General features: G+C 52.6%; 30 protein-coding genes. 12 read left to right on the forward strand and 18 right to left on the reverse strand.

What is annotated here, in order from left to right:
- Window position 1: 1 nt before the first annotated feature.
- Together FTO68_RS09110 and FTO68_RS09115 are read left to right on the forward strand one after the other, a co-directional pair.
- Window positions 2–1,063: an SPFH domain-containing protein gene (locus tag FTO68_RS09110; RefSeq protein WP_255333086.1), complete on the forward strand. Its 1,062-nt coding sequence runs from the start codon at window positions 2–4 to the stop codon at window positions 1,061–1,063.
- A gap of 180 nt (window positions 1,064–1,243) precedes the next feature.
- On the forward strand, window positions 1,244–1,675 hold the full coding sequence (locus FTO68_RS09115; protein ID WP_255333087.1) for a GNAT family N-acetyltransferase: 432 nt from the start codon (window positions 1,244–1,246) through the stop codon (window positions 1,673–1,675).
- Window positions 1,676–1,739: 64 nt separating this feature from the next.
- Here the strand turns inward: FTO68_RS09115 and FTO68_RS09120 are convergent, their stop codons facing one another.
- Both FTO68_RS09120 and rnhB read right to left on the reverse strand, forming a co-directional pair.
- Window positions 1,740–3,035, reverse strand: coding sequence for a site-2 protease family protein (locus tag FTO68_RS09120; protein WP_255333088.1), 1,296 nt, complete (start codon window positions 3,033–3,035; stop codon window positions 1,740–1,742).
- A 48-nt stretch (window positions 3,036–3,083) separates the two neighbouring features.
- Complete coding sequence (gene rnhB, locus FTO68_RS09125) at window positions 3,084–3,722, reverse strand: ribonuclease HII (RefSeq protein ID WP_255333089.1); 639 nt, start codon at window positions 3,720–3,722, stop codon at window positions 3,084–3,086.
- Between the two features lie 53 nt (window positions 3,723–3,775).
- Here rnhB and FTO68_RS09130 point away from each other — a divergent pair, with 53 nt between their 5' ends.
- On the forward strand, window positions 3,776–4,435 hold the full coding sequence (locus tag FTO68_RS09130) for a potassium channel family protein (protein WP_255333090.1): 660 nt from the start codon (window positions 3,776–3,778) through the stop codon (window positions 4,433–4,435).
- Window positions 4,436–4,464: 29 nt separating this feature from the next.
- Here FTO68_RS09130 and FTO68_RS09135 read toward each other — a convergent pair whose 3' ends face one another.
- Complete coding sequence (locus tag FTO68_RS09135) at window positions 4,465–5,658, reverse strand: NAD(P)/FAD-dependent oxidoreductase (protein ID WP_255333091.1); 1,194 nt, start codon at window positions 5,656–5,658, stop codon at window positions 4,465–4,467.
- On the reverse strand, window positions 5,655–5,828 hold the full coding sequence (locus FTO68_RS09140; protein WP_255333092.1) for a 4Fe-4S binding protein: 174 nt from the start codon (window positions 5,826–5,828) through the stop codon (window positions 5,655–5,657). The genes FTO68_RS09135 and FTO68_RS09140 overlap by 4 nt, the downstream gene beginning before the upstream one ends.
- A 172-nt stretch (window positions 5,829–6,000) precedes the next feature.
- On the opposite strand from FTO68_RS09140, the gene cbiT reads away from it, so the two are divergent.
- Genes cbiT through FTO68_RS09180 form a run of 8 tightly spaced genes read left to right on the forward strand, consistent with a single transcriptional unit; the run spans window position 6,001 to window position 11,671 of the window.
- The gene (gene cbiT, locus FTO68_RS09145; RefSeq protein WP_255333093.1) at window positions 6,001–6,540 is read left to right on the forward strand and encodes a precorrin-6Y C5,15-methyltransferase (decarboxylating) subunit CbiT; all 540 of its coding nucleotides are present in this window, start codon (window positions 6,001–6,003) and stop codon (window positions 6,538–6,540) included.
- Window positions 6,525–7,145 (forward strand): cobalt-factor II C(20)-methyltransferase, encoded by a 621-nt coding sequence (locus FTO68_RS09150; RefSeq protein ID WP_368659892.1) that lies wholly within the window; start codon window positions 6,525–6,527, stop codon window positions 7,143–7,145. The genes cbiT and FTO68_RS09150 overlap by 16 nt, the downstream gene beginning before the upstream one ends.
- Window positions 7,142–7,858 (forward strand): cobalt-precorrin-4/precorrin-4 C(11)-methyltransferase, encoded by a 717-nt coding sequence (locus FTO68_RS09155; protein ID WP_255333094.1) that lies wholly within the window; start codon window positions 7,142–7,144, stop codon window positions 7,856–7,858. Before FTO68_RS09150 ends, FTO68_RS09155 begins: the two co-directional genes overlap by 4 nt.
- The gene (gene cbiG, locus FTO68_RS09160; RefSeq protein WP_255333095.1) at window positions 7,855–8,724 is read left to right on the forward strand and encodes a cobalt-precorrin 5A hydrolase; all 870 of its coding nucleotides are present in this window, start codon (window positions 7,855–7,857) and stop codon (window positions 8,722–8,724) included. The genes FTO68_RS09155 and cbiG overlap by 4 nt, the downstream gene beginning before the upstream one ends.
- The gene (cobJ, locus tag FTO68_RS09165) at window positions 8,708–9,490 is read left to right on the forward strand and encodes a precorrin-3B C(17)-methyltransferase (RefSeq protein ID WP_255333096.1); all 783 of its coding nucleotides are present in this window, start codon (window positions 8,708–8,710) and stop codon (window positions 9,488–9,490) included. The genes cbiG and cobJ overlap by 17 nt, the downstream gene beginning before the upstream one ends.
- Window positions 9,438–10,091 carry a precorrin-8X methylmutase gene (locus tag FTO68_RS09170; protein WP_255333097.1) on the forward strand — a complete coding sequence of 218 codons (654 nt, stop codon included), beginning with the start codon at window positions 9,438–9,440 and terminating at the stop codon, window positions 10,089–10,091. Before cobJ ends, FTO68_RS09170 begins: the two co-directional genes overlap by 53 nt.
- Window positions 10,092–10,094: 3 nt before the next feature.
- Complete coding sequence (locus FTO68_RS09175; protein WP_255333098.1) at window positions 10,095–11,090, forward strand: cobalt-precorrin-5B (C(1))-methyltransferase; 996 nt, start codon at window positions 10,095–10,097, stop codon at window positions 11,088–11,090.
- A complete protein-coding gene (locus tag FTO68_RS09180; protein ID WP_255333099.1) occupies window positions 11,087–11,671 on the forward strand; it encodes a cobalt-precorrin-7 (C(5))-methyltransferase in 585 nt (194 codons plus the stop codon). Before FTO68_RS09175 ends, FTO68_RS09180 begins: the two co-directional genes overlap by 4 nt.
- Here the strand turns inward: FTO68_RS09180 and FTO68_RS09185 are convergent.
- From FTO68_RS09185 to FTO68_RS09200, 4 genes are read right to left on the reverse strand one after another with little or no spacing between them, the layout of a single operon-like run.
- The gene (locus FTO68_RS09185) at window positions 11,627–12,811 is read right to left on the reverse strand and encodes an energy-coupling factor ABC transporter ATP-binding protein (protein ID WP_255333100.1); all 1,185 of its coding nucleotides are present in this window, start codon (window positions 12,809–12,811) and stop codon (window positions 11,627–11,629) included. The two genes, FTO68_RS09180 and FTO68_RS09185, sit on opposite strands and share 45 nt — an antisense overlap.
- Before the next feature lie 9 nt (window positions 12,812–12,820).
- Window positions 12,821–13,615 (reverse strand): cobalt ECF transporter T component CbiQ, encoded by a 795-nt coding sequence (gene cbiQ / locus FTO68_RS09190; RefSeq protein WP_255333101.1) that lies wholly within the window; start codon window positions 13,613–13,615, stop codon window positions 12,821–12,823.
- A 36-nt stretch (window positions 13,616–13,651) separates the two neighbouring features.
- The gene (locus FTO68_RS09195; protein WP_255333102.1) at window positions 13,652–13,954 is read right to left on the reverse strand and encodes an energy-coupling factor ABC transporter substrate-binding protein; all 303 of its coding nucleotides are present in this window, start codon (window positions 13,952–13,954) and stop codon (window positions 13,652–13,654) included.
- Window positions 13,951–14,646, reverse strand: a complete 696-nt coding sequence (locus FTO68_RS09200; protein ID WP_255333103.1) for an energy-coupling factor ABC transporter permease — start codon at window positions 14,644–14,646, stop codon at window positions 13,951–13,953. The genes FTO68_RS09195 and FTO68_RS09200 overlap by 4 nt, the downstream gene beginning before the upstream one ends.
- A 126-nt stretch (window positions 14,647–14,772) precedes the next feature.
- Here FTO68_RS09200 and FTO68_RS09205 point away from each other — a divergent pair, with 126 nt between their 5' ends.
- Window positions 14,773–16,116, forward strand: coding sequence for a cobyrinic acid a,c-diamide synthase CobB (locus tag FTO68_RS09205; RefSeq protein WP_255333104.1), 1,344 nt, complete (start codon window positions 14,773–14,775; stop codon window positions 16,114–16,116).
- On the opposite strand, the gene FTO68_RS09210 is transcribed toward FTO68_RS09205, so the two are convergent.
- The 10 genes from FTO68_RS09210 to FTO68_RS11990 are packed head-to-tail and all read right to left on the reverse strand — an operon-like array spanning window position 16,108 to window position 23,001.
- Window positions 16,108–17,223, reverse strand: a complete 1,116-nt coding sequence (locus FTO68_RS09210; RefSeq protein WP_255333105.1) for an endonuclease Q family protein — start codon at window positions 17,221–17,223, stop codon at window positions 16,108–16,110. The genes FTO68_RS09205 and FTO68_RS09210 overlap by 9 nt on opposite strands.
- Before the next feature lie 2 nt (window positions 17,224–17,225).
- Window positions 17,226–17,975 carry a proteasome assembly chaperone family protein gene (locus tag FTO68_RS09215; RefSeq protein ID WP_255333106.1) on the reverse strand — a complete coding sequence of 250 codons (750 nt, stop codon included), beginning with the start codon at window positions 17,973–17,975 and terminating at the stop codon, window positions 17,226–17,228.
- Window positions 17,963–18,124, reverse strand: coding sequence for an RNA-protein complex protein Nop10 (locus FTO68_RS09220; protein ID WP_255333107.1), 162 nt, complete (start codon window positions 18,122–18,124; stop codon window positions 17,963–17,965). The genes FTO68_RS09215 and FTO68_RS09220 overlap by 13 nt, the downstream gene beginning before the upstream one ends.
- Before the next feature lie 10 nt (window positions 18,125–18,134).
- Window positions 18,135–18,908, reverse strand: coding sequence for a translation initiation factor IF-2 subunit alpha (locus FTO68_RS09225; RefSeq protein ID WP_255333108.1), 774 nt, complete (start codon window positions 18,906–18,908; stop codon window positions 18,135–18,137).
- A 7-nt stretch (window positions 18,909–18,915) separates the two neighbouring features.
- Window positions 18,916–19,104 (reverse strand): 30S ribosomal protein S27e, encoded by a 189-nt coding sequence (locus FTO68_RS09230; RefSeq protein ID WP_255333109.1) that lies wholly within the window; start codon window positions 19,102–19,104, stop codon window positions 18,916–18,918.
- A 6-nt stretch (window positions 19,105–19,110) separates the two neighbouring features.
- Window positions 19,111–19,389: a 50S ribosomal protein L44e gene (locus tag FTO68_RS09235; protein WP_255333110.1), complete on the reverse strand. Its 279-nt coding sequence runs from the start codon at window positions 19,387–19,389 to the stop codon at window positions 19,111–19,113.
- 37 nt (window positions 19,390–19,426) lie between these two features.
- Window positions 19,427–20,044 carry a hypothetical protein gene (locus FTO68_RS09240; RefSeq protein ID WP_255333111.1) on the reverse strand — a complete coding sequence of 206 codons (618 nt, stop codon included), beginning with the start codon at window positions 20,042–20,044 and terminating at the stop codon, window positions 19,427–19,429.
- The gene (priS, locus tag FTO68_RS09245) at window positions 20,041–21,198 is read right to left on the reverse strand and encodes a DNA primase catalytic subunit PriS (RefSeq protein ID WP_255333112.1); all 1,158 of its coding nucleotides are present in this window, start codon (window positions 21,196–21,198) and stop codon (window positions 20,041–20,043) included. The genes FTO68_RS09240 and priS overlap by 4 nt, the downstream gene beginning before the upstream one ends.
- A complete protein-coding gene (locus FTO68_RS09250; RefSeq protein WP_255333113.1) occupies window positions 21,195–22,763 on the reverse strand; it encodes a tRNA uridine(34) 5-carboxymethylaminomethyl modification radical SAM/GNAT enzyme Elp3 in 1,569 nt (522 codons plus the stop codon). Before FTO68_RS09250 ends, priS begins: the two co-directional genes overlap by 4 nt.
- A gap of 7 nt (window positions 22,764–22,770) precedes the next feature.
- A complete protein-coding gene (locus FTO68_RS11990; RefSeq protein WP_438362305.1) occupies window positions 22,771–23,001 on the reverse strand; it encodes a UPF0058 family protein in 231 nt (76 codons plus the stop codon).
- Window positions 23,002–23,160 lie beyond the last annotated feature (159 nt).

Here is a 23,160-nt window from a genome sequence, read left to right on the forward strand (position 1 = left end):
AATGGCAATTATTGATAATCTGGTCACAATCATTCTGATTTTAATTATTGTATTCATATTTGCACGTGGTGTCGTCATCGTACAGCCGTACCAGCAGGGGCTCACAATCCGGCTCGGTACCTATACCGGACGGATGAATCCAGGGTTCCGCTGGGTTGTCCCGTTCATCACTGAGGTCATCAAGCTGGATCTTAGAACACAGGTGATCGATGTCCCATCACAGGAAGTGATCACAAAAGACAACTCACCGACAAATGTGGATGCAATCATCTATGTCAGGGTGATGGATCCCGAAAAAGCATTTTTCGAGGTTGCCGCCTATAAATCCGCAACGGTGGCTCTGGCACAGACGAGTCTGCGAGGCATTATCGGAGATATGGAACTTGATGAGGTGCTCTACAACCGTGACCTGATCAACACAAAGCTCCGGGATATGCTGGATCGTGAGACCGATCAGTGGGGTGTCAAGGTTGAGCGGGTCGAAATAAAAGAGGTCGATCCGATCGGTGCCGTCAAGCAGGCGATGACTGAACAAACCTCAGCCGAGCGTGAACGGCGTGCTGCGATCCTCCGTGCCGATGGAGAGAAGAGGGCAGCAATTCTGAAGGCAGAAGGGCTTCGGCAGAGTATGATCCTTGAATCTGAAGGTGAACGGCAGAGCAAGATTCTGAGAGCCGAGGGTGAGCGGCAGGGTAAGATCCTCGTAGCCCAGGGTGATGCACAGGGACTCCGGATTCTTGCACTTGGATCACGCCCCCTTGACAAGCGTGCTATCACAGTCCTCTCACTTGAAGCCCTGAAGAAGATGGCCGAGGGAGATTCAACCAAGATTGTGCTGCCATTTGAGCTGACAAGCCTTATCAAACAGAGCGCCAGGTTCCTCGGTGCAACAGAGGATATGCCTGATGAAGACTCAAAAGAGCTCATGGAACTCTCTGAAGATATTCTCGGCGAGATGCCAGGAAAAGATGTAGTCAGCTCTGCAAAAGAGATCTTAAAGTCGATCGAAGCTGATATTGATACGTCCGATATCAAGATGATCGGAAAAGACAAGATCGATTAAGAAGGAGGTGGCAGCATTACTGCTGCCTTCTCTTACATAAATAAAATGCATGGGAACACCCATCATTTTCATCCTATTTGCCCAGATATAGGATCATAAATGCTGTTTTATCCTCTTTTTAGCTAATCGACAATTCTATCAGCTGATTAATCCAACATTACGACTCATGGAGTACTCAATATGGCAGAGATGATCAGGGAACTCACCAAAGACGAATTTTATCTTGCAGAAAAAATCTGGCAGGAATATCGCGGCCAAAGAGCCGATTCATCAAAAGAACGTATATTTGGAGTATTTTTAGATAATGACCTGGTTGCTACGTCCCGCTGTACCCGCCATTTGGATGGGCTTGAGATGGATTGTGTCTTCACGCCCGAGAGGTATCGCGGAGGAGGTTATGGACGGAAGAGTGTGCAGGCACTCCTTGATGCCTGTGGAAATGAGACGATATACATCCATTCCACCCTTCCCCTGATCGCGTTCTATACCTCCCTTGGATTTGAGAGGATTCCGGAGAGAGGAATGCCACAGACAATTCGTGATCGATTCATCTTCTGTTTTGGGGAGATGGAAGGGTGTAATGCGATTCCTATGGTGAGGAAAGAAAGATAGATCAGTTCCTATCAGCTAAAAACTCACAATACCTTATCTCCCTGTAGTGAGGAAACGATACTCATCACAGGTGGAAGAGGTATGGGAGGAGGATCGGTGCCATTAACATGAAAAGCACCGCCCATGAAACCGAGACGACAATCCGATCTACATATCCTCCGAATCCATACTTTTCAAGAACCCTGTTTAACCCTTCCCTGAGAATATGGCCGCCATCGAGCGGGAGCATCGGCAGGGCATTGAAGATCCCGACCATGATATTGATCCATCCGACCCAGAAGAGGAGGTGGATTAAGGGCCAGAAACCATCAAAGGGCACATGAAGGTAGGTGTTCTCTACAGAGTCATAGGGTATCACCCTGAGGAAATCTGCTCCGGGAACAATATTTAAGGGGGCAATCAGGAGATAGAGCATCCCTTCAGGAGATGCGAGGTTGTGAAAGACTGAGACAACCCGTTCGCTGTCATAGTACATGACCCCCATGAATCCCGATGTCATTTCAGTGCCAAGCTCATCAGGCCATTCCGAAAGGATAAGAGTGCGATCCACCAGGGTTCCGTCTTTATCGACGGTAAGTACCAGGGAATCGCCCGGTCTGGTCCCGGAGAGGAGGGCAGTCACCTCCTCACGGCTAGCCACCGGCTCACCATTTATCATCGTGATTACGGATGGAAATACGAGATCCGCATCATATGCAGGATAGTCCTGATAGACGCCGGTGATGACCGGTGCAGGAGAGGGGGCAACCATCCCAAGGAGGAGAACCAGAGCTATAAAACAGGCAATTCCGATGGTGAGGTTATTGGTAATGCCCGCCCCAAACATCCGCATCTTCGGCATTCCATGTGTCTTATCAAGATCCTCCTCATCAGGTTCAACAAAAGCACCGATTGGGATAACCGCAAGCAGAACACCGGTGCTCTTTACTGCAATTCCCTCAATCCGGCAGAGGATCCCATGGCCGAACTCGTGGATTGCAATCGTGAGCACAAGGGCTGTCCAGACCGCAAATGATGAAGGAATAAACTCATTGACGCCAGGGATAAGGAGGAGGTTCTGAGGCTTCTGAAAATCGGTCGGCTCGGGGCGTGTTAACAACGTGATCTCGGTCGTCTTCACAAGAAGGTACATCATCAGAGCTGAGATGAAGACTACCATCAGCACCCCGATAGTGCCATATACCCTGAAGAATGCCCTGAATGGAGTGAAACGATCAAAAAAACGGACTTTTTCCGTCCTGATCATCATAATAGGCCCATAAAACGAGATATTTTCAGGAAATAACCCGTTTCGCCAGATAACAAATGCAAATATGGCATATACTGCTATGGCAACAACGACAGGAAAAAGCCAGTCCATGAGTGTACTACTGTTCGCGCCGCACCTTCATAAAACCGTTCACTGTTTTTAAAAGTCAGAGAGTGACGTCTGCTTTAGTTCCGATAGGAGGGTAGATACCGTCTTCCAGCTCTTCCGTGCACATGGCGGCGATATGCCCTGCTCCAATATATACTGCCTGAGAAACCGGATTGTCTTTGTATCAGAGGGATAGCCGCTTCCGATATCGCCATACTCTGAAGCAAGATCGGCAATCGCACGATCCCTTTCAACCTTTGCAATGATGCTGGCAGCAGCGACAATCGGGTAGGTGCTGTCTGCCCGGTGTTCAGCGATTATCTCACAGGGATGTAAAAGGAGGGCCCCAATCGTCCTGGCATACCGGGCGGCATTAACATCACATGCATCAAGGTAGGCAGTTATTGGATGAAGTGCCTCCACACATGCGGCATGAGCTTGTGCCACGACCATATTCATAGATATGAGGGAAAGAACCGAATCAATCTCTTCTGGGGAGATATATACCACATGATGGGCGCAGTCTTCGATTAACACGGAGTAGATCTCCTCCCGCTTCCGTGGAGTGAGCTTTTTAGAGTCCCTGACACCGAGAGAATCGAGCAGACCCGGATCAGTAATACCTGCGGTAGCGACGACCATGGGTCCAAGAACTGCACCTTTCCCTGCTTCATCCACCCCGCAGATCATATATAGAGATCACTCCGCAAGGTATTTCAACACGTGCACATGTAAAACCGTATATGTACATCATCGTGATCGGCCTTGGTGGTATCGGGAGAAGTCTCGCTGCTACCGCCGCTGAGAATGGCGATAGCGTCGTGATCATCGACAAGGAGGAAGAACGGTGTGCTTCCATGCTTGAATCCTATGATCTCCTTGCAATTACCGGAAACGCCACCGACAAATCCATCCTTGAAGATGCAGGGATCGATCATGCAGACGCACTTGTTGCAACCACCAGTGATGATGCAGCAAATCTTATGACCTGCTGGCTAGCCAAAAGGTATTCTGTCCCGAATGTCGTCTCGATTGTAAACCATAAGGAGCATTCCGAGCTTTTTTCAGAGGTAGGAGTCCGTATAAGTGAGAATCCCGATGAGATTGTGGCACGTTCGCTCTATACATGGGCAGAAAATCCAAATACCCAGGCGCTTGCCTCGATTCCGGGAGGTGGGATCTTTGAGATCACAGTAGAGGCCGATTCCCGTGGTGTCAATAAAAAGATCAGTGAGCTTGAGGTGAAGGATTTTGTGATTGTCGCCATTCACAGGGCAGGAGATCTGATCATCCCCCGTGGGGATGTTGTGATCAGGCCTGAAGATGTGATTACCGTCTTCTCAAAGAAGAAATCTGAGATAACGAATCTTCGCTACCTAAACCAGCAGTTTACAAAAATATAATCCCGGTTTATACCGGGAAGAAAAAATCCTCAGAGGAATGATCTGAGGTGTTTTAGCTCGAGCAGAAGGGACGGGTTTGCCTTGATCAGCTCAGTAATCAGTGTCAATGTGCTGAACTCATCAAGATCAATTTTTGCTATCGAATGAACAATTGCATTCAGCTTCTCATCTGATAATTTGACAAAGACCTCTTTTACGGCATAGTTCCGTTCAAGTGCCTTCCCCATCTTCGAGACACGCCATTCTGCGTCATAGGGCATCAGTGCGGCTTTCGATGTGTCACCCATTTCAAGTGCAGTGACAGCGGTCTCTGCGGCAAGCCGTCCGGTATACATCGCATTATAAATCCCGCCGCCTGTGATGGGATCAGATAAGCGTGCTGCATCGCCAACGATCAGCATGTTGTCTGCAACCGTGCAGGAGAGAGGCTTGCAGACCGAAACACCGCCAACGATCAGCTCGATAATCCTGCCTTGAGGGAACTTCCTTTTGACGAAGCGATCCAGGAAATCCTTTGCCCTGTGTCCTGCACCGCTCTTACCTCCACCAATCCCGATACCAACATTTGCAAGGCCTTCACCTTTTGGGAAGATCCAGACATATCCGGCAGGTGCAACCTCGTTGCCAAGGAAGAACGAGGTCATCTGTGGATCAATATCAATGCCGGTCATCAGGTACTGGGCACAGGTCTCGATCTCACGAAGCGGGACGGTAGTGTCGATCCCAGCCCACTTTGAAAACTTCGACTCAATGCCATCAGCGGCGATTGTGACTTTTGCATCCACTTCGTAGGTCTGTCCATGCTGTTCGATGACTGCACCGGCAACCGCACCATTTTTCATGATTGGTGCAGTTGCACGGGCCTTCACATAGGTCTCAGCACCTGCTTCGGCAGCCTTCCAGACAAGCTCGCGATCAAAGACCTTCCTGTCAAGGACATAACCCACCTCGCTTCCTGCCATCTTCGGCTCAAGGAGCATCGAGAAGTCATCGGGAGCAACAAGCTCCGCCCGTTCAATTTCAGTGGCGATCCACTTCGGATCAGGAGGGAGGAAATCGGTTAAGAGCTCCTTGCCGATACCTTCGGCGCAACGAACGGGAGTGCCTATTGCTGGCCGCTTCTCGACAAGACAGACAGACAATCCTTTCTCTGCCACAGTCTTTGCCGCTAGCGCTCCTCCCGGACCGCCTCCGATGACCAGCATATCATACTGCCGCTTCATTCCTTGACAACCTCCAGAGCACCGAGCGGACAGACTTTCTCACAGATACCACAATTAATACAGGTGTGATCTACCGTAAGATATGCGTCGACCAGCTCAAGGGCACCTTCCGGACAAACCGAGACACACGCCCCGCAATAGCCACAGATATCCCGTCGTATATTGAGCATTGACAATGTAATGGGACGGGGATACGTTTAATTATATTGATTCATCAGGTGTGAATTGAGTAAAGACGAAGCAGACGTTCTGCATTCAATAGAGATACCAATAACTATTAAGATTTCGAGCCAATACTTCAGAACCAACAGGCAGATACCGCTGCCTGATTTCGCGAGATCCATGACGACAAGTGAACTAAAGGGGGGACCAACCCAGCCCGAAATATGTGCCGTTGCGGTTGACAAGCTCGGAATCCGCCCGGGTGACACAGTTGCCGATATCGGGTGCGGAACCGGAACAGTCAGTATTGCCATTGCACGGACCGCACAGAGAGTATATGCAATAGACATCCGTCCTGAGGCGATAACGGTTGCTGAAGATACAATTGCCAAATCCGGATTGACAAACATCACTCTAATCGAGGACGACGCATGCAGTTTCCTTCAGGAGTCTGAGAGGATTGATCTGGCGTTTGTCGGGGGCTCAAAAGGGCTTCCCCGGATCCTCCTGCTGTTAGCAGAGAAGAGGGTACGGACGATTGTGGTAAACGCGGTTCTCATCGAGACCGCAACATCTGCGATCAACACCATGCGGGCACTTGGGATCTTCGCTGAAGCCATCCATCTTCAGGTCTCGCGATCCCATGATCTCGCCGGAAAAACGATGTTCAAGCCGGAAAATCCGATCTATATCATCGTCGGGAGGTGTGTATCATACTGATTGCAGTCGGGCTCGGACCTGGAGATCCCGAACTCATCACCCTCAGGGCAGCCCGGCTCCTCAGGGAGGCTGACTCGGTCTTTGTCCCGGGTGAGATGGCATACAACCTTGTCTCTGCATACCGAAATGATGCTATCACGCTTGATTTCCCAATGACTGCTGATGAGTCCTATATCGAGTCATGTATGGAAGAGAATGCACAGAAGATCGCGCCACATGCCCTTATGGGGACCGCAGTCTTTGGGATCATCGGGGATCCGAACTTCTTCTCCACCTTTTCCCGGCTGACGGCTATCCTAAAACGCGATCATCCGGAGATTGAATGCAGCACGGTGCCGGGGATCAGCTCGATCACGGCACTTCCTTCGGTGGCGGGTGTTCCAATCCAGAAGAGTTTTTCTGTCTCCGACGGATCTGAACAGGATGTACGGATCACGCTAAAAGTACGGCGGCCCAGACAGACGGCAGACGACCTGAAGAGAGAGGGCTATTCTGAGTTTATCCTTGTGGAGCGGATGTACATGGATGATATGACGATCTATTCCGGTGATGAATTGCCTGAAAAATCCAATTATTTCAGTATACTCTATGCGAGGAGACCATGAGAGAGTTTTATATTGTCGGTGCTGGATGCGGAGATCCCGGCCTGATCACGGTGAAGGGGATGGATCTCCTGAAGAAAGCAGATATCCTGATCTATGCAGGATCTCTTGTGAACCCTGAGCTTGTTTCTGCATCGAAAGCAGCCATAAAACTTGATTCGTCAAAGATGAACCTGGAAGAGATCTGCGGAGCTGTCAGGGATGGAATCCGGGATAAAAAACTCGTTGTAAGGCTCCATTCAGGAGATCCTGCACTCTATGGAGCCATTGTTGAACAGATTGCAATCCTGGAGAAGGAGGGGATCAGTGCAGAGATCATACCTGGCGTCTCATCCCTCTTTGGGGCAGCTGCTGCACTTAACACCCAGCTCACTCTGAGGGGCGTTTCGGAGAGCGTCATCATCACCCGTCCGGCGGGTGAAACGCTCGAAGACGACCGGATCGCGGAATTCTCACGCACCGGCGAGACGCTTGTTATCTTCCTTGGGACTGAGAAGCTGAGGGATATTATGGCACGGGTGGAATGTCCGCAGGATACCCCTGTTGCCGTTGTATACCATGCCACCTGGGATGATCAGAAGATCGTCAAAGGAACAGTCGCCGATATCGCAGACAAGGTAGAAGAAGCCGGTATAACAAAGACTGCTTTGATAGTAATCGGCAGAGCAGTCCTTGGAACCGAAAGTGGATTTATCCATTCCCATCTCTATTCATGAAATATTGCATCATCGCCCTGCCACGTTTTTCCCAGCTCGGAGAAAAGATAGCAGAGGCGATTGATGCCGATATTCTCCCCTATGAGGAGGGAATCTTCAAAACAGCATTTGCGGATTATAAGGGGATCATTGCGGTGATGTCAGCCGGAATTGTTATCCGATCCATAGCCCCGCTGCTCACTGACAAATGGCATGATCCGGGGATCGTCGTCGTGACCCCGGATGGGAAGTATGGAATCCCGATCCTCGGCGGCCACCATGGCGCAAATGATCTCGCCTCCCGCCTTGGAGAGATCGGGATCATTCCGGTTATCTCCACCGCAACTGAGGTGCATGGACGTCCGTCTGTCGAGGGATATGCCCAGGCTGTTGAGTGCAGGGTGATCAATCGCCCCTCGACCCGGAGAGTGAATGCCGCATTCCTTGATGGCGATGTGCCGGTCTACGAGATACCAAAGCCCGGCATCGTGGTGGCGGGGCCGGGGGTCTCGGTCCTGATCCGGTCAAAACCCTATACGATTGGAATAGGAGCACGACTTGGGATTACGCCTGAAGAAGTGGTTGATGCGGTCACATCCGCACTCAGGGAAGCCGGAATCCGGGCAGATGAGGTGGGAGCATTTGCAACAACCGAGAAGAAACGCCCAGATCAAGGCCTTGCCGAAGGGATCAGTCGGCTTGGGGGTGTACTCATTTACCTTGGCGATGATATGATCAACAGTATTGGTACAGCATCTCCATCACGGGCAGGCCTGATCGGTCTTTGCGGGGTTGCCGAACCTGCCGCCATCGCCTGCTCGGAGAAGGGAGAGCTGATTATGAAGAAGAAGATCTACGGAAGGGTGACCATTGCAATCGGAAGGTAAACAAACAGGCCTCCTTTCGATCGTCAGCACAGGCCCCGGGAATATCCAGCAACTTACCCCGGCAGCCTTAAAAGCGATCGCAAAGGCAGAGTATGTCATAGGGAACAATGTCTATATCGACCTGATCCGGCCACTTATTGAGGGGAAGGAGGTCGTGAAAAGTCCGATGGGCGAAGAGGTGAACCGTGCGCAGCTGGCACTCGATCTCGCTGAGAAGCATCGTGTCGCGATGGTATCGGGCGGGGATGCAGGGGTCTACGGGATGGCCGGGATAGTTATCGAAGTTGCAGAGAGGACAGGCTCCACGGTTGCAATCGAGGTGATCCCGGGAGTTACTGCAGCAACTGCCGCAGCATCATGTATCGGCTCCCCGTTGTCAGGCGATTATGTGACCCTCTCGCTCTCTGACCTCCTCACACCCTGGGAAGTGATTGGGATGCGGCTTGACCATGCATCCGCAATGGGCGTTCCGCTTGCGATCTACAATCCCCGGAGCAGGGGGCGGCCGCATAACCTGGATACCGCACTTGCGATCATCTCAAAGCACAGGGAGGATGAGACGCCTGTTGCTGTTGTGAAGAATGCATACCGTCCCGGTGAAGAGCGGCATATCATGACACTTGATGAGCTGAAGGCTGACACATCAATTGTGGATATGCATTCGATTGTGATCATCGGCGGACTGGAAAGCAGGATATGGAAGGTGGGAGACGATGTCAGAGGAATTATCACCCCGCGTGGATACCACAGAAAATACGTATATTGATCTCGGCGCAGATACCCTTGAGGGGTATGCGATCGCAAAGACAAGCAGGCAGCTTGCCAGGGAGGCGATCGGTGATAAAACGCCTGAGGATCGGATCCGCCAGCGGTGTTCGGTTGCTGTCGGGGACTTTACAATGGCGGATCTAATGCGTTTTGAGCATGATCCGATCACTGCCGGTGTTGCTGCGATCCGGGATGGAGCCCCGATCTATACGGATATCAGGATGGTTCAGGTCGGCATCCTGAAGAGGGGGCACACGTGCACTGTCGAATGCGCCCTCGATTATGGCGCTGACATTGCAGCAGCTAAAGAGATCACCCGGACATCAGCCGGGTTTTGTGCACTCGGGGAGACACTATCCGGCTCTATTGTTGTGATCGGAAATGCCCCCTCTGCCCTCCTCTCCATCTGCAAAATGATCGAAGAGGGAATTGTCCCCGCACTTGTGATTGGAACTCCTGTCGGGTTTGTGAATGCGGCCGAGTCAAAGGAGCTCCTCAGGACAATGCCGGTTCCCTCGGTATCAAATTTCGGGACACGCGGCGGCACGCCCATTGCGGTTGCGAGCATGAATGAGATCATCACCATCTCGTTAAAGTAGATTATGATCGATCCGGTAACCGGGTTCTCCTATCCAGACGAGTGGATAAGGCGTGCCAGTGAGAAAGGGGATATCACCTCTGTTGAAGAGGGTAGAGCTGTCCTGACAGCCTCCGGTGCGATACTCCGGCGGGGGATCACCACCGGGGCAACGGCGGCAGCGGCAGCAAAGGCAGCTGTTCTTTCGCTAAGGCATCCGGTATCCGGGGTGGAACTCCTTCTCCCCTGTGGAATACGGGTGATGGTTGATGCTACCGGTGAGAGTGGAGGGGGATCTGCGGTGAAGGATCCTGGCGACTACCCGGATGACCGGACAGCAGGGCTCCTCTTCCTTGCCGTTGCCGTTCCTGATGAGGGGATTTATGTCTGCGCAGGCGAGGGGATCGGGAGGTTTGCCCGTGACACCCCCCGCTATCTCGAGGGCGAGCCTGCGATCTCCCCCCCGGCACGCGAATGTATCCACAATGCAATCACTGAAGCAATCCGGGAGATCGGACTCTCCGGTGCGCACATCACCCTCAGCGTCGTTGGCGGCAGGGAGGCAGGGGCAGATACCTTAAATCCGAAGGTCGGGGTTGTTGGCGGGATCTCCCTCCTCGGCACAACCGGCTTTGTCGAGCCATGGGACGATCATCTCGAATCAACGATGGAAGAGCGGGTGCGTGCCGCCGATCGTCTGGTGATCACAACCGGCAGGATCGGCCTGCGGATATCCCGCCTGCTATTCCCCGAACATGAGGTGGTACTCGCCGGATCAAAAATTGGGCAGGCGCTTGCAGCTTCACATGATGATGTGATCCTTTGCGGCCTTCCAGGTCTTGTCCTGAAGTTTCTCAGGCCCGATATCCTTGACGGAACCGGGTACCAGACGGTGGAGGAGTATATCGCCACACCAGAAGGTATCACGTCGATGAAAGAGATACTGGAAGAGAGTGTTCCCAAGGGTGTAAGGGTTGTGATTGTAAGCCGGGATGGGGAGATCATGGGTGATTCCGCATGAAGGTAGTGGGTGTTGGATGCGGAGACGGGATGCTGACCGAAGAGGCAATCTCTGCAATCAGTGAAGCACGATTGATCTACGGCTCCAACCGTGCAATCGAGCGGGTACGGCGATACATCAATACCGGTTGCACCGTCAATGTGATCACCGATTACAAAGCCCTCAGGGGATTACCCGATCATGCCGTGATCCTCTCGACAGGCGATCCCCTCCTGGCCGGACTCGGGACCCTTGGCGGTGAGATCATCTGCGGGATATCAAGCCTTCAGGCGGCATTCGCTGCTCTGGGCATCCCATGGAGCAATGTGTCGGTGATCGATGCCCATGGAAAAGATCATGAAGGGGCGATCACTGATGCTGCCATCGATTGTAGAAGGAGCCGCCCCGTATTCATCATCGCCGATCCAAAATTCCCGGTTCGCAAACTAGCAGATGCGCTGCATGGAATGGATCTGTTGATCCATATATGCCAGAACCTTGGGGAGCCGGGTGAGCGGATCATCACCGGTACACCGGATAATCCGCCGGTTCCGGATTCAACACTCTTCTGCTGTATCGTTTTGCCCAACCGGACGGAGTGAGAGAGGGATTCTGCTCTCTTCACAAAATTCCGCTATCCTTTTCCTGACACGATCGATCATCCCTCCGCTGGTCACGATTACAACCGTCTCCTGCCTGAGTGCATGGAGGATCGAGGCATCGATGACGCCATAGGTGAAATCTGCTACAATCCCCGCTTCCGCGAGCTGCCGTTTAGCAGTTGTCCCCATCACTCCGATCCGAAGCGAAGAGACCGTCTCCATGAGCAGGCGGAGGGTACCATCCAACCCGGATGCGCAATCAATCAGGTAAATCGGTGCCGGTGGATGGTGTGTGGCTGTGGTGGCTGCCATCTCCTCGATCCGCTGTGCCATCTCAAGGAGCCCGGCCGGGGGATCGCGATCCTTCATGATGCCACGGCAGGCAAGGTGGTGGTGGAGCGAGAGAACAGCGGGCTGTGTCAGGTGTGCCCGCCGCATCAGGTCCGCATCGCAGAAGACCGAGCAGGGTTTTGCATGAGTGAGGATCTCACCCCCTTCAATCAGCACCACATCATCTGCCCAGGAATAGGCGAGCTCCACATCATGGGTCGAGAGGAGGATCGTCACCCCCTGCTGGTTGATCTCTTCGAGGAGATCCATTATTTCCGCAGCACCCGCCGGATCAAGCGAGCTTGTAGGCTCGTCAAAGATCAGGATCTCGGGTTTCATCGCAAGCACTCCGGCGATTGCGGCCCGCTTCTTCTCGCCGCCGGAGAGATGATGCGGGGGCCGTCGTTCATATCCGGTGAGCCCGACTGCAAAGAGGGCATCCGAGACCGCCTGCCGGATCTCATCCTCACCCCAACCCAGGTTCAGGGGCCCAAAAGCCACATCCTGGTACAGGGTCGGGGCAAAGAGCTGAGAGTCTGAATTCTGGAAGACCATGCCCACCTTTCGGCGTACCTCGCGAAGCTGCCGTGATGCATATTTAATCGGCTCTCCGCCGACAAGCACTTCGCCAGATGTCGGCCTGAGGGTGCCGTTGCACATCAGGAGGAGGGTGGTTTTCCCGGCACCATTCGGGCCGACAAGTGCAGTCCGGCTCCCTTTCTTCAGGGAAAAGCTGACTGCTTTCAGTGAGTCCGGGTGGCCTGTATAGGCGAAGTTGAGATCCTTGAATTCGATTGCGGGTACTGGCATGGTATCATCTCATAACGGGGGGAACGGCAGGGGGAGGAAAGCGAGGATTCCTGCTATTGAAAGGAAGAGAAGAACCGGGAAAAACTGGTAGATAGTCGGGGCGGTTGTGGGTTCGAGTATCTCAAACTTTCCATCATAACAGCGGAGATCCATTGCAGTCATCAGCTCCTCACCCCGATCCCATGCCCTGATGAAGAGAGAGGAGGCAAGCATTGAGATCGCGATGATCCCTTTCCTGAAAGAGGAATACCCGTTTCTCATCACCTGTGCGTTATAGATGGCAACAGCCTCCCCGATGATGACAAAGATCGAACGATAGAGGAGCATTGCGAGATCAATGAACTCATCAGGAAGCCTGAGGGATCGGAGTATGCTGAAGAGCTCGATCACCGGCGTTGTCAATGCAATGAAAAGAAGCCCGCAAGTGCCGCCGATTGCACGTGAAAGAATGAGAAGGGCATGGAGTGCTGCTGCATCGGTTGCGGTCAGGGTAAGCCAGGGGAGCGGTATGGTGACTATGGGAACGCCGCCGCCTGTTACAAAGAGGATCACAACCACACTCATCAGGGCAAATGATGCCGGGATGAACAGAAGTGCGAGATAGAGGCGTGCCGGTATCTGTGCGATAAAGACGGTGACTATTGAGAGAATAATTGCAATAAAAAGAGGGGCATAGGGCGTATCTGCTGATATCGCAATCAGGATGCCCCCGAGCCCGAGAATGAGCTTGATCCGGGTATCAATACCCCGGAGTGCATTCCTGCAGGCATAATCATCCAGGAAATGGTGATCGATTGACTGCACTGTTCTCTCTTATTCCTTGATTTATGGTTGTATTAACTACGAGGATGTGTTCTTTGCTCCACGCCAGAGTCCGAAGACATACCCGATGACAAATGCTCCTATGGCTGCCTGAAGGGCAAAGAGGAGCGATTCGATCTCACCGCTTGGCGGCTCCCAGACCGGATTTGACCAGGGTTCGTATCCCTGCTCTTCGATTAAGTCGGCAGCTGACCCATCTGCACCACCCCATGCCTCTTCATCGTCCCCGAGCTCTGCCTGGATGGCAGCGTTCTGGACAAGGAAGATTGCAGCAAAGGCGATTATAACAACAGCCACAATTATCTCGAGTGTATACTTCATGCCCATCCCTCCCTGAGGCGCTCGGCACGTTCCTGCGTAATGACCCCAATCTTGATCAGGATCTCAGGCTTCAGCTGCACAATGTACTTGAAGACGAGGGCAATGACAAGACCCTCAATGATCGCAAGAGGAATCTGCGTGATCGCAAATATTGCACCAAAGGCAACAAAAGATGCCATGATACCACCCACTTCAGCGGGGAATGCCAGTGCAAGCTGGAGCGAGGTGACGACATAGGTGATGATATTGGCAAATGCCGCCGCAAAGAAGATGGTTACGATCTCATTGATGCCCGCCTTCTTTCCTGCAACAAAGATCGCATATGCCACAACAGGCCCTGCGATGCCCATTGAGAAGAGGTTTGCACCGAGTGTCGAGAACCCGCCATGGGCGAGAAAGAGCGCCTGGTATACAAGGACGATCAATGCCAGTACCGATGTGATAAAAGGTCCAAAGAGCACCGATCCAAGGCCGGTACCGGTCGGATGCGAACAGCTCCCGGTGACTGAGGGGAGCTTCAAAGAAGAGAGGACAAAGACGAATGCCCCGGCAACCGCAAGGAGCGGCAGGGCTTCCCTGTTCTCATGCACCATTCTCCTGAGTGCATAGAACCCCATAATGACAAAGGGGGCAGAGAGGATAAACCAGATCTGCCACCATGGGCTTGGTAAGAAACCTTCCATGATATGCATAATTACACCAATTTTGTTTTATCTAAATAAGTTTTACTTGTTATAAAAATATACTCTTTTCAATCGCTGACCAGAGTATATTTCTGTTCCCGCACCAAACGCCCTGAACAAGGAGTGAATCGTTCATTGCCAGAAAAAATGAGACAGATCCCACGAATTATCATCGCTGGCACCCATAGCGGATGCGGGAAGACGACGATAGCCACCGGGCTGATGGGGGCTCTTGCCGCACGGGGTCTTGTTGTCCAGCCCTTCAAGGTCGGGCCCGACTTCATCGATCCGACCCACCATACCGGGATCTGCGGGAGAAGTTCACGGAACCTCGACCCCTTCATGATGGGAAAGGATGAGGTGCTGCGGACCTTCATCTCTGCTTCAGAGGGTGCAGATATCGCCATCATCGAAGGGGTTATGGGGCTCCATGACGGTGTCGAGGGAACCGCCGAGTCAAGCACTGCCGATGTCGCCAGGATCCTCTCCTGCCCGGTGATCCTCACCTGTGATGTGAAGGGGATGAGCCGGAGTGTCCATGCGATGATCCTCGGGTACACAACCTATGATCCCAAAGTCTCCTTTGCGGGCGTTATCTACAACCGCGGGGGATCAGATCACCACCGGGAGATGATCGGAACTGACAGAAATCTGCAATCACTTGGATGGATTCCACGCCGGGACGAACTCCAGGTAAAAAGCCGACACCTCGGCCTGATGATGGCCGGTGAAGGAGAGGGGATGCAGGAGAGCAGGAAAATCGTTGAAGAGTGCTGTGATATTGGTAGGATCATAGAAGCGGCATCCGCTGCCCCCCCGCTCCGTACCATATTCGATGATGAGTGTGAATGCAAACCGCATCTTCGGATCGGCGTTGCGATGGATGCGGCATTCTGCTTCTATTATACCGAAAACTTCACAAAGCTGAGGAGAGCAGGAGCAGACCTCACATTCTTCTCACCTATCACAGATCCGCTCCCGGATGTGGATGCACTCTACCTTGGCGGAGGGTATCCCGAACTCCATGCGGCAGCCCTTGAAAAAAGCCCTTGCAGAAACGATATTCGAAAAGCCGCCGATAATGGCCTTCCGATCTTCGGGGAGTGCGGGGGGCTTATCTATCTCTCCCGCTCGCTGAAGACAGCAGAGGGGAAGTATGCCGGTGTGGGGGCCATCCCGGGAGATACTGAGATGATGAACCGTTTCCAGGCACTCGGATACGTGGATGGAATCGTCACAGGAGACTCTTCCCTTCTTCCCGCTAATCTCGGGTTCCGTGGCCATGAGTTCCATTACTCAGCCCTCTACCCCGATAGCGGGTGCCGGTATGCATTCACCCTCACAAGAGGAAAAGGGATCATGGACGGAAAGGATGGGATCGTCGAGGGAAATATAACCGCCGGATACACCCATATCTACTTCACGCGGAGATTTGCCGAGGCTTTTATTGCGATGGCAACGAGAAGACAATCAGAATGAGAACGTCCCGTACTGCCCGCCGCCGCCCGGATGCAGGGTCACCCTCCCCTCACGGAAGGCGGCGATGGCATCGGCAACGCCCGGATGAACCGATCGGATCTCATCTGTGGGAAGATGGAGCAGAATAGAGAGCTCATCACCGAACGTTTCGATCAGCTCATCATAGAGGAGAGTGCATTTCTTCGTCCGTGGAGAGCAGGTGCCGAGCCGGTTTGCGATGATCTCGGCAAGAGGGAGGATATGGATATAGGGAGGGCGTTTTGTAACATTTTTCCCGGAGAGTTCGCGGGCGCGATCCGAGACGCCTTTCTTGATTCTCCCCTTATCATCCGGACAGCGCCATTTGAGATCAACTGCCTCCTCAAGCGTATACTGGTGGAAGCAGCGGGTGCAGGCGGTCCGGTTGTACTTGCCTTCTTCGGGGAAGAACCCGATATTCATCAGGATCCGGCCCTCCCGTATCGCCGATAGGAGGGAAGATACATCCATTCTCTGCAGATCAAGGATGGTGCATTCACGGCCGAGCTTCTCCGGGACGGGGCTGTGGGCATCCGAGTTGGTGAGGAACGGGATTTTCGCAAGCTCTTCAATCCCGGCACCATCACGGCTGTCTGCCGAGAGGCCGAGCTCAAGAAAAGAGACCTCTTCGTCACCATAGCAGTCAGCAAGCGAAGAAAATGCGGCATAGATCGATCGCCACGGCGTGAAGGCATGGGCAGGTCCGATAAACCCACCTGCCTCATGGACAATTTTCGCAATCGCCTCTCCCTTCAGCCGGATATGCGGCCGACCCGCTGTTTCAAGGTGGGAACAAAACGGAGTGAATGACTCCTGCATTACTGCAAATGAGTCAGGAGTCTCTGCTGCAATCAGGTGGTGGACCCGGTTCTCATCCTCTACCTCGGTTGTGGGGAGGATGATGATACCAGAGTCATTTGAAACATCCTCCCACATCTGCCGCCATGTTGGGTGAAGTGCATCCCCGGTCCCGATTGCAGCAATCCCTTTCGTTTGACATCCCTTGAGGATACGTTCAGGAACCATATCCTTCGACGTTGCCATCGAAAAACAGGAGTGGATATGGATATCGGCTGCAATCCCTGCCATATCTATCCGATATAGGAGAGATCTTCCTGCTCGCGATCCTGCTCGGACTCTTTCAGCTTTTCCAGCGCTCCTTCAAGTTCCGCTGCGGTCTCCTGAAGGCGTGAGGGATCGATATCGATGCCGATCATCTGTGAGAGGACCGAGAGGACAGAACCGGCACTAATCGGATCGACCAGATATCCTGACGTCTCACCAAGGAGCGCAACACCCTCCATACCACGAATTGCTCCAAGGCCGATAAGAAGGCCGGCAGCCCCGATGATCCCACCGGGGGGCTCTTCCTGTGCAAATACCGCACCGGCATTTACCGCATCCTCGATCAACTCCGGCCGATCAGCTGCACAGAGGACCCGGGGTTCATCGACAAGCCGCCCGACACCATATCCGCCAAGAGTATAGATCCGTGTGACCCCAAACAGTTCAGCGAGATTGAGATATTCTTCAGTGAGGATATAGTGCCCCTCTGGGGAGGTGCTCTGGCAGTCGCCTGTCAGAAGAAGTAGCGGGGGTTCTGTCTTCACCAGGTAGAGCTCGTTTTTTGGGAGATTGACCACACCCTCCTTATTAATAAATACCTGCGGGGGAAAGTGGTGCGAGATGATCCTGGCAAGGAGGACGCCATCCAGCTCATCAACAATATGGTCGGCTACAAGCTTGCCGACGTGGCCGACACCGGGTAGGCCCTCGATCAAAATCGAAGCCCTGTAATCATCTGTCTTTTCAACAGCATAGGAGATTGTTACCGGATCCATCTTCGCATCTGCCTCCTGTACTTTCCATATCGATCCTGCGGAGAGAAACGTGGCGGGTGAACCGGCTTTGTCGGTCTTCCGCAGACCTTGCATTGTTGAGAAAGAGTATAGGTGCCATCTTCAGTGCACCGTCTCATCCGGCCTCTCATAGTAACCGGATTATTTCTGTTTTCGGATCAGTTTTCCGGATCCGCCAGCCCGCTCGACGACACCAATCGTATTCGCCGCGACCTTTTCGATGGCTTTCTCTGCCGATTTGTAGTCCGGGGCGGTTACTTTGATCTGGTACTGGGGAGCTCCAAGATAGGTGATCTCAACTTCAACTCCCGGGATCTTTGCCTCGGCACTTCTGAGTGCCCTCCTGATTACATTGACTCCATCAGGCTTATCAGACATCATATCAATGATTCCGGAGATTGTCACCTTCTGAACCTTGACATTATCTGTTGCAACGACCATCAGCGCCTTGTTAACCTCATCGGAAAAGTCAAATCGGGTAAGTACTTCCTCACCTACAACGACAAGATCTTCAAAGAACGGATATATCATCGTATATTCGGAACGGAGCGCTTCGATGATCCTTGCGGGATCGATTGCAGCAACTTCAGCCGCAAATCCTATCCATTTATACGCCTTCTGTTCGTTCTTCCATTCCTGGATCTTCTCACGCCGCTGATGATCGTTGACATCCTTTAAGGAGAGGTCAATATGCCCGCGTGAGGTGTCGACATGAAGGACTTTGCAAACAACCTTCTGCCCTTCACGAATATAGTCTCGAATATATTTGATCCACCCACGCGCGATCTCGGAGATCGGAATGAGACCCTGGCGTCCTTCATATTCATCCAGTGTAACAAACGCTGCAAAGTCCTTTACATCAACGACGGTGCAGACGACCAGTTCTCCATCTTCGGGCCAGTACCTCTCGCTCATCAGATAATCACTCAAACTGTGATACGATCTCAGCCTTTATCAGTGCTTTGCCGCCGGTTGTCTCTGCCAGTACCGTCCCACAGACGATGCAGTCGACGACGGTGCTTGCCTTCTCAAAGATGATCTGTTCATTTTCGCAGTCAGGGCACTTTACTTTGACAAAACTGCTTCTGTTCTCACGATTTAACACTACCATTAATACTCACTCCGTCAGCTCGAATTTTGCAATTCTGTACCCTTTCCTGAGATGGGCTTTTTTGCAGGTTTTGCAGCGGTATCGGACATTAATCTTCTTTGTTGGTTTATCGCCACCCGGAACCTTGCTGAACTTGCCCATATTTCCAACACGGGATCTCCGTGCCTTTTCGCGGTCGATCCAGTGAAGACCTGTGGTTTTTCCTTTCTTCACTTTCTCGATCTCATGTTCCGTGTGTGTCCGGCAGAACGGACAATATGTGTTGAATTTTGCTGGTCTTTTCATGAAAAATACCTCTGTTTCAGGAACCCGAATACCATATTTATTTGCGAATTCTTATATTTAAGGCTATGTTGCGGTCACAGAGGACAGTCGCATTCGGCGAGGGGAGATATATGACATCCTCGTTCTGAAGCGCATAGGTCCTGCCGTCAATCCCCATGAATGGCTCAATCGGGGCTATAAGCCGGATCAGGCTCAGGCCCCGTGGGGCAACATCATCCTCAGCCTCTTCCTCATGCTCCGGGATCTCGGTCTCAACGATAAGCGTGGGTTTTCTGGAGCGGGGATCGATCAGCTCTGCCCGTGCATGCTGGACAGCTTTTGCAACGCTGTCAAAGAGCGCCTGCTCCTCGGCAATCATCATCCGGCGCACCTCACGATCGATGGTATCGCCGTTCCCTTTTGCAAGTGCCAGTTCGATGATCCTGCCGGTCCGGATCGAAAAGATCTCCTGGATATATGATTTAAAACTCTCAACCTGGCGGATCATATCCTGCGAACGATCAGAGAGCGGATCGCCTGAGTCATAGAGTTCCTTATACATCAGTTCGATCTCCTCATGCACCTTTACATAGAGATCCGGGGGTATCTCGGTCAGGACACCGCTAGCACGTTCGTCAAAGAGGATGGACCTGACACGGTCAAACGAGATGGTCATCCAAAACCTCCTTCAAAATCAGCTATTCCACGTGCACAGAGGAAAACCCCCAGCGCCTCGGGGACGGTATTGACCCCTTTTGAGATGGTGTACGTATTCCCGAGGATCGGCATCGTCGTCTCAAATGACGAGTTGATCCGGACCGGCCGCTCTGAAAAGACGACAGCATCGATCAATGGGTCGAAGCTGTCGAGATCGCGGAGATCAAGGGGAGTGACAAGGAAACCGCTTCCCCCATGGAGAGACGAAGGGTGGCGGATCAGCCGCTTGATATCCGTTGTCACCGGTTCGTCGGCCAGAACTGCCCGGTTACGGATATGTTTTGTCAGGAGACTGTCTGTATCCTCAAACATCGCCTGGATCACACGATCATGGAGAGAGGGCCGGTAATCGCCAGCCTCAACAGATCGTATCATCCGATCAAGCCTTTTCTGGAATTCGACAGCACCAGATGCTGAAACCCCTTTGACAGAAGAGAGAGCTTTAACCTGATCATCGGCTGGGAGAACCCGGATTTCCGCAAGCGTTGCCTTGATCGCATCCTTCAGCCTAAGCCTCCAGCCACGGTCGGAGCGATCCGGATCAGCGAGATGTACAGATGGCGATAGCCCGGTTCCGCAGACATAATTGACAAGCTCGCGCCGCTCGCCGCTCTTCCATGATCGCATTGCGAGCGAATGCAGGTGGATATGATATCCCCGTCCTCCTGAGAAGACGATGGAGAGATCTTTTGCAGGATCGACCCCACATTCACTGGTGAGCATATCGATCAGTTTGAAGAGCTCTTCTTTCACACGGGAGAGCATCCGATCATAGGGGCCGCGCATAATATGATCGGCATCGAGATCGAAGATAACATCAGCTCCGCTCCACCCCTTATCATCCATCGTCGGGGCTGCAGGGTGCTCGTAATAGGCAGTTGAGTAGTAGACATGGGCAGGAGTCATCGACCCGAGGTACGAAAAGAGTTCGTCTTTTGATGGAAAGGAGAGATGCCGCCGCATACCAGGAGTATTTCGTGTACCAAAGAACATGAACCCCCACTCCCGTGAATCGAGCGCCTCCGGTACCCGCAGGGGAGCGGTCATCTTCAGTGAACCGGAATAATAGTCAGAGAACCGGTTTCTGAGGAACTCAACAGTTGCAGGTTTCATGACAGCCTCTTCAGCATATATGGTCCTTTTCGTACATAGCCCTGTTTACCATAATAGGGGCGAACGCCGATGCCGCTCATCACCGCAACAGTTGAATAACCTCCATATCGGGCCGTCTCCTCTGCCTCCTCAAGGAGAAGTTTACCATATGAGCTGTGCTGCCGCTCACTGCCTGTTGGATCACGTGATATCGGGACGATACTCCCGTACACATGTAGTTCGCGGATGAGGGCAGCACCCTCAAGTTCAGGTGAGAAGACAGAACCTGGGAATCTGAGCCTTACAAATCCGATAAGGGAGTCTCCCGCCTCTGCCTGGATGAAGAACTCGCGACCCCCGCAGCAGTCATACCCAATCGTTCTAACGCTGCCTGTATCCAGGCTTGGGCTCCGCCCGATCTCCCGGCACCGGATACATCGGCATCGCTTACCAGCGGCTTCAAGATACTTCTGTGCGAGCTGACGGAAGTTACCATGGCGTGAACCGGCGACGATCAGCTTTGCCGGGATATCACGCTGGATCCGCTGGAGCCTCGTATACTCAGGAAGCTGCTCCTTGCCATATGCCACAAGTGCAATCAGCTCCTCCTCATCATAAGGGAGATATTCTCCGCGATTGTAGAGCTCCTCGATCTCTGATCCCGGAGTAACAAGCGTCGGATAGATCTTCAGAAAATCCGGCCGGAAGCTGGGATCGGAGTAGAGCCTGCAAAACATTTCCCGGTCCTTTGCGATATCGCTTCCAGGGAGGTTCGGCATCACATGGAACCCGACCTTCAGCCCTGCATCCCGGAGGAGGCGGTTGGCTTCGATTGAATCTTCGACAGTGTGGCCACGCCGGTTATATAACAGGATCTCATCAAGGAGGTGCTGGACACCGATCTCCACTTTCGTCACCCCGAGGGAGAGCATCTTTTCAATATGCTCGCGCCTGCACCAGTCCGGCCGGGTCTCAAATGTAATTGCGATGCACCGTACCGCCGCGGACTCGTTAGCGAGTGCAGCCTCTTCATACCCGTAGTCTACCGAAGATCGATCCGGAAAGTCATTCATCGCCCTGAGACATTGGGTGATAACATATTCCTGGTATGCCGGATCCCGGGCTGTGATCGTCCCGCCCATCACGATCAGCTCCGCCTTGTCGACATGATGGCCAAGGAGGCGAAACTGGGAGAGACGGGCATGTACCTGTTCATACGGGTCATACCCGTGTTCACGGCCCCGGAGGGCCGCTGGCTCCTCTCCCGTATAGCTCTGGGGGGACTGGAAGAGATGCTCAGGCCCTCCTGGGCAGGGGAGGCAGATACCATGGGGGCAGGGATGCGGCGATGTCATCACCGCTATCGGAGCGACCCCGGAGAGGGTCCGGGTTGGCTTTACCTGAAGAATACGCCGAAGGTGCTCCCGTTCATGCGGCTCTGCTGCAAGGAGGATGGCAGAGTTTTTTGGAAATGCAGATAGCTGGAATTCCCGGCAGACAGAGAGCTTGATCCTCTGGATATCATCAGGAGTATCTGAAGAAGAAAGCCGGGAGATGATCTCCCGGAAAGCGGTATAATCATCCATGATAGGATCAGTTTTTAATCAGGACAGAAGTAGCAGATTTTGTATGGTATTCCGGCCGGATGGAGCCGGGATGCTCATGAATCCGCTCGACTATCTCTTCAGCAAGCGTCAGGAGCGCTTCTTTATGTGAATTTTTATTCTTGTGAATATGAACAGGGGAGATAAGAAGAGAGTCGTACTTTTGAGTCGATACAGCGTCGCCGGTCATGGTTTCATAGTACTTCTTTACGGTAACCATGAGCATGTGTAAATGAATGAGTTCTTCTTTCTGGTAACGTAACAAATCTTCTGTAAAAATTAAATTGGCCCTGCAGCCTACCATTGTTTGCAGAAAGGAGACACAGGGCCATGGATACCTATGCATTTATCGAAGATTATCTTTCCGATAATCAGAATG

This window comes from Methanocalculus taiwanensis, assembly GCF_024372745.1.
Lineage (GTDB): Archaea > Halobacteriota > Methanomicrobia > Methanomicrobiales > Methanocorpusculaceae > Methanocalculus > Methanocalculus taiwanensis.

Coding starts and splice junctions, on each gene's coding strand:
- FTO68_RS09110 (WP_255333086.1), top strand. CDS start 2: ATGGCAATTATTGATAATCTGGTCACAATCATTCTGATTTTAATTATT.
- FTO68_RS09115 (WP_255333087.1), top strand. CDS start 1,244: ATGGCAGAGATGATCAGGGAACTCACCAAAGACGAATTTTATCTTGCA.
- FTO68_RS09120 (WP_255333088.1), bottom strand. CDS start 3,035: ATGGACTGGCTTTTTCCTGTCGTTGTTGCCATAGCAGTATATGCCATA.
- rnhB (WP_255333089.1), bottom strand. CDS start 3,722: ATGATCTGCGGGGTGGATGAAGCAGGGAAAGGTGCAGTTCTTGGACCC.
- FTO68_RS09130 (WP_255333090.1), top strand. CDS start 3,776: ATGTACATCATCGTGATCGGCCTTGGTGGTATCGGGAGAAGTCTCGCT.
- FTO68_RS09135 (WP_255333091.1), bottom strand. CDS start 5,658: ATGAAGCGGCAGTATGATATGCTGGTCATCGGAGGCGGTCCGGGAGGA.
- FTO68_RS09140 (WP_255333092.1), bottom strand. CDS start 5,828: ATGCTCAATATACGACGGGATATCTGTGGCTATTGCGGGGCGTGTGTC.
- cbiT (WP_255333093.1), top strand. CDS start 6,001: ATGACGACAAGTGAACTAAAGGGGGGACCAACCCAGCCCGAAATATGT.
- FTO68_RS09155 (WP_255333094.1), top strand. CDS start 7,142: ATGAGAGAGTTTTATATTGTCGGTGCTGGATGCGGAGATCCCGGCCTG.
- cbiG (WP_255333095.1), top strand. CDS start 7,855: ATGAAATATTGCATCATCGCCCTGCCACGTTTTTCCCAGCTCGGAGAA.
- FTO68_RS09170 (WP_255333097.1), top strand. CDS start 9,438: ATGTCAGAGGAATTATCACCCCGCGTGGATACCACAGAAAATACGTAT.
- FTO68_RS09175 (WP_255333098.1), top strand. CDS start 10,095: ATGATCGATCCGGTAACCGGGTTCTCCTATCCAGACGAGTGGATAAGG.
- FTO68_RS09180 (WP_255333099.1), top strand. CDS start 11,087: ATGAAGGTAGTGGGTGTTGGATGCGGAGACGGGATGCTGACCGAAGAG.
- FTO68_RS09185 (WP_255333100.1), bottom strand. CDS start 12,811: ATGCCAGTACCCGCAATCGAATTCAAGGATCTCAACTTCGCCTATACA.
- FTO68_RS09195 (WP_255333102.1), bottom strand. CDS start 13,954: ATGAAGTATACACTCGAGATAATTGTGGCTGTTGTTATAATCGCCTTT.
- FTO68_RS09200 (WP_255333103.1), bottom strand. CDS start 14,646: ATGCATATCATGGAAGGTTTCTTACCAAGCCCATGGTGGCAGATCTGG.
- FTO68_RS09210 (WP_255333105.1), bottom strand. CDS start 17,223: ATGGCAGGGATTGCAGCCGATATCCATATCCACTCCTGTTTTTCGATG.
- FTO68_RS09215 (WP_255333106.1), bottom strand. CDS start 17,975: ATGGATCCGGTAACAATCTCCTATGCTGTTGAAAAGACAGATGATTAC.
- FTO68_RS09220 (WP_255333107.1), bottom strand. CDS start 18,124: ATGAGAGGCCGGATGAGACGGTGCACTGAAGATGGCACCTATACTCTT.
- FTO68_RS09225 (WP_255333108.1), bottom strand. CDS start 18,908: ATGAGCGAGAGGTACTGGCCCGAAGATGGAGAACTGGTCGTCTGCACC.
- FTO68_RS09230 (WP_255333109.1), bottom strand. CDS start 19,104: ATGGTAGTGTTAAATCGTGAGAACAGAAGCAGTTTTGTCAAAGTAAAG.
- FTO68_RS09235 (WP_255333110.1), bottom strand. CDS start 19,389: ATGAAAAGACCAGCAAAATTCAACACATATTGTCCGTTCTGCCGGACA.
- FTO68_RS09240 (WP_255333111.1), bottom strand. CDS start 20,044: ATGACCATCTCGTTTGACCGTGTCAGGTCCATCCTCTTTGACGAACGT.
- priS (WP_255333112.1), bottom strand. CDS start 21,198: ATGAAACCTGCAACTGTTGAGTTCCTCAGAAACCGGTTCTCTGACTAT.
- FTO68_RS09250 (WP_255333113.1), bottom strand. CDS start 22,763: ATGGATGATTATACCGCTTTCCGGGAGATCATCTCCCGGCTTTCTTCT.
- FTO68_RS11990 (WP_438362305.1), bottom strand. CDS start 23,001: ATGGTTACCGTAAAGAAGTACTATGAAACCATGACCGGCGACGCTGTA.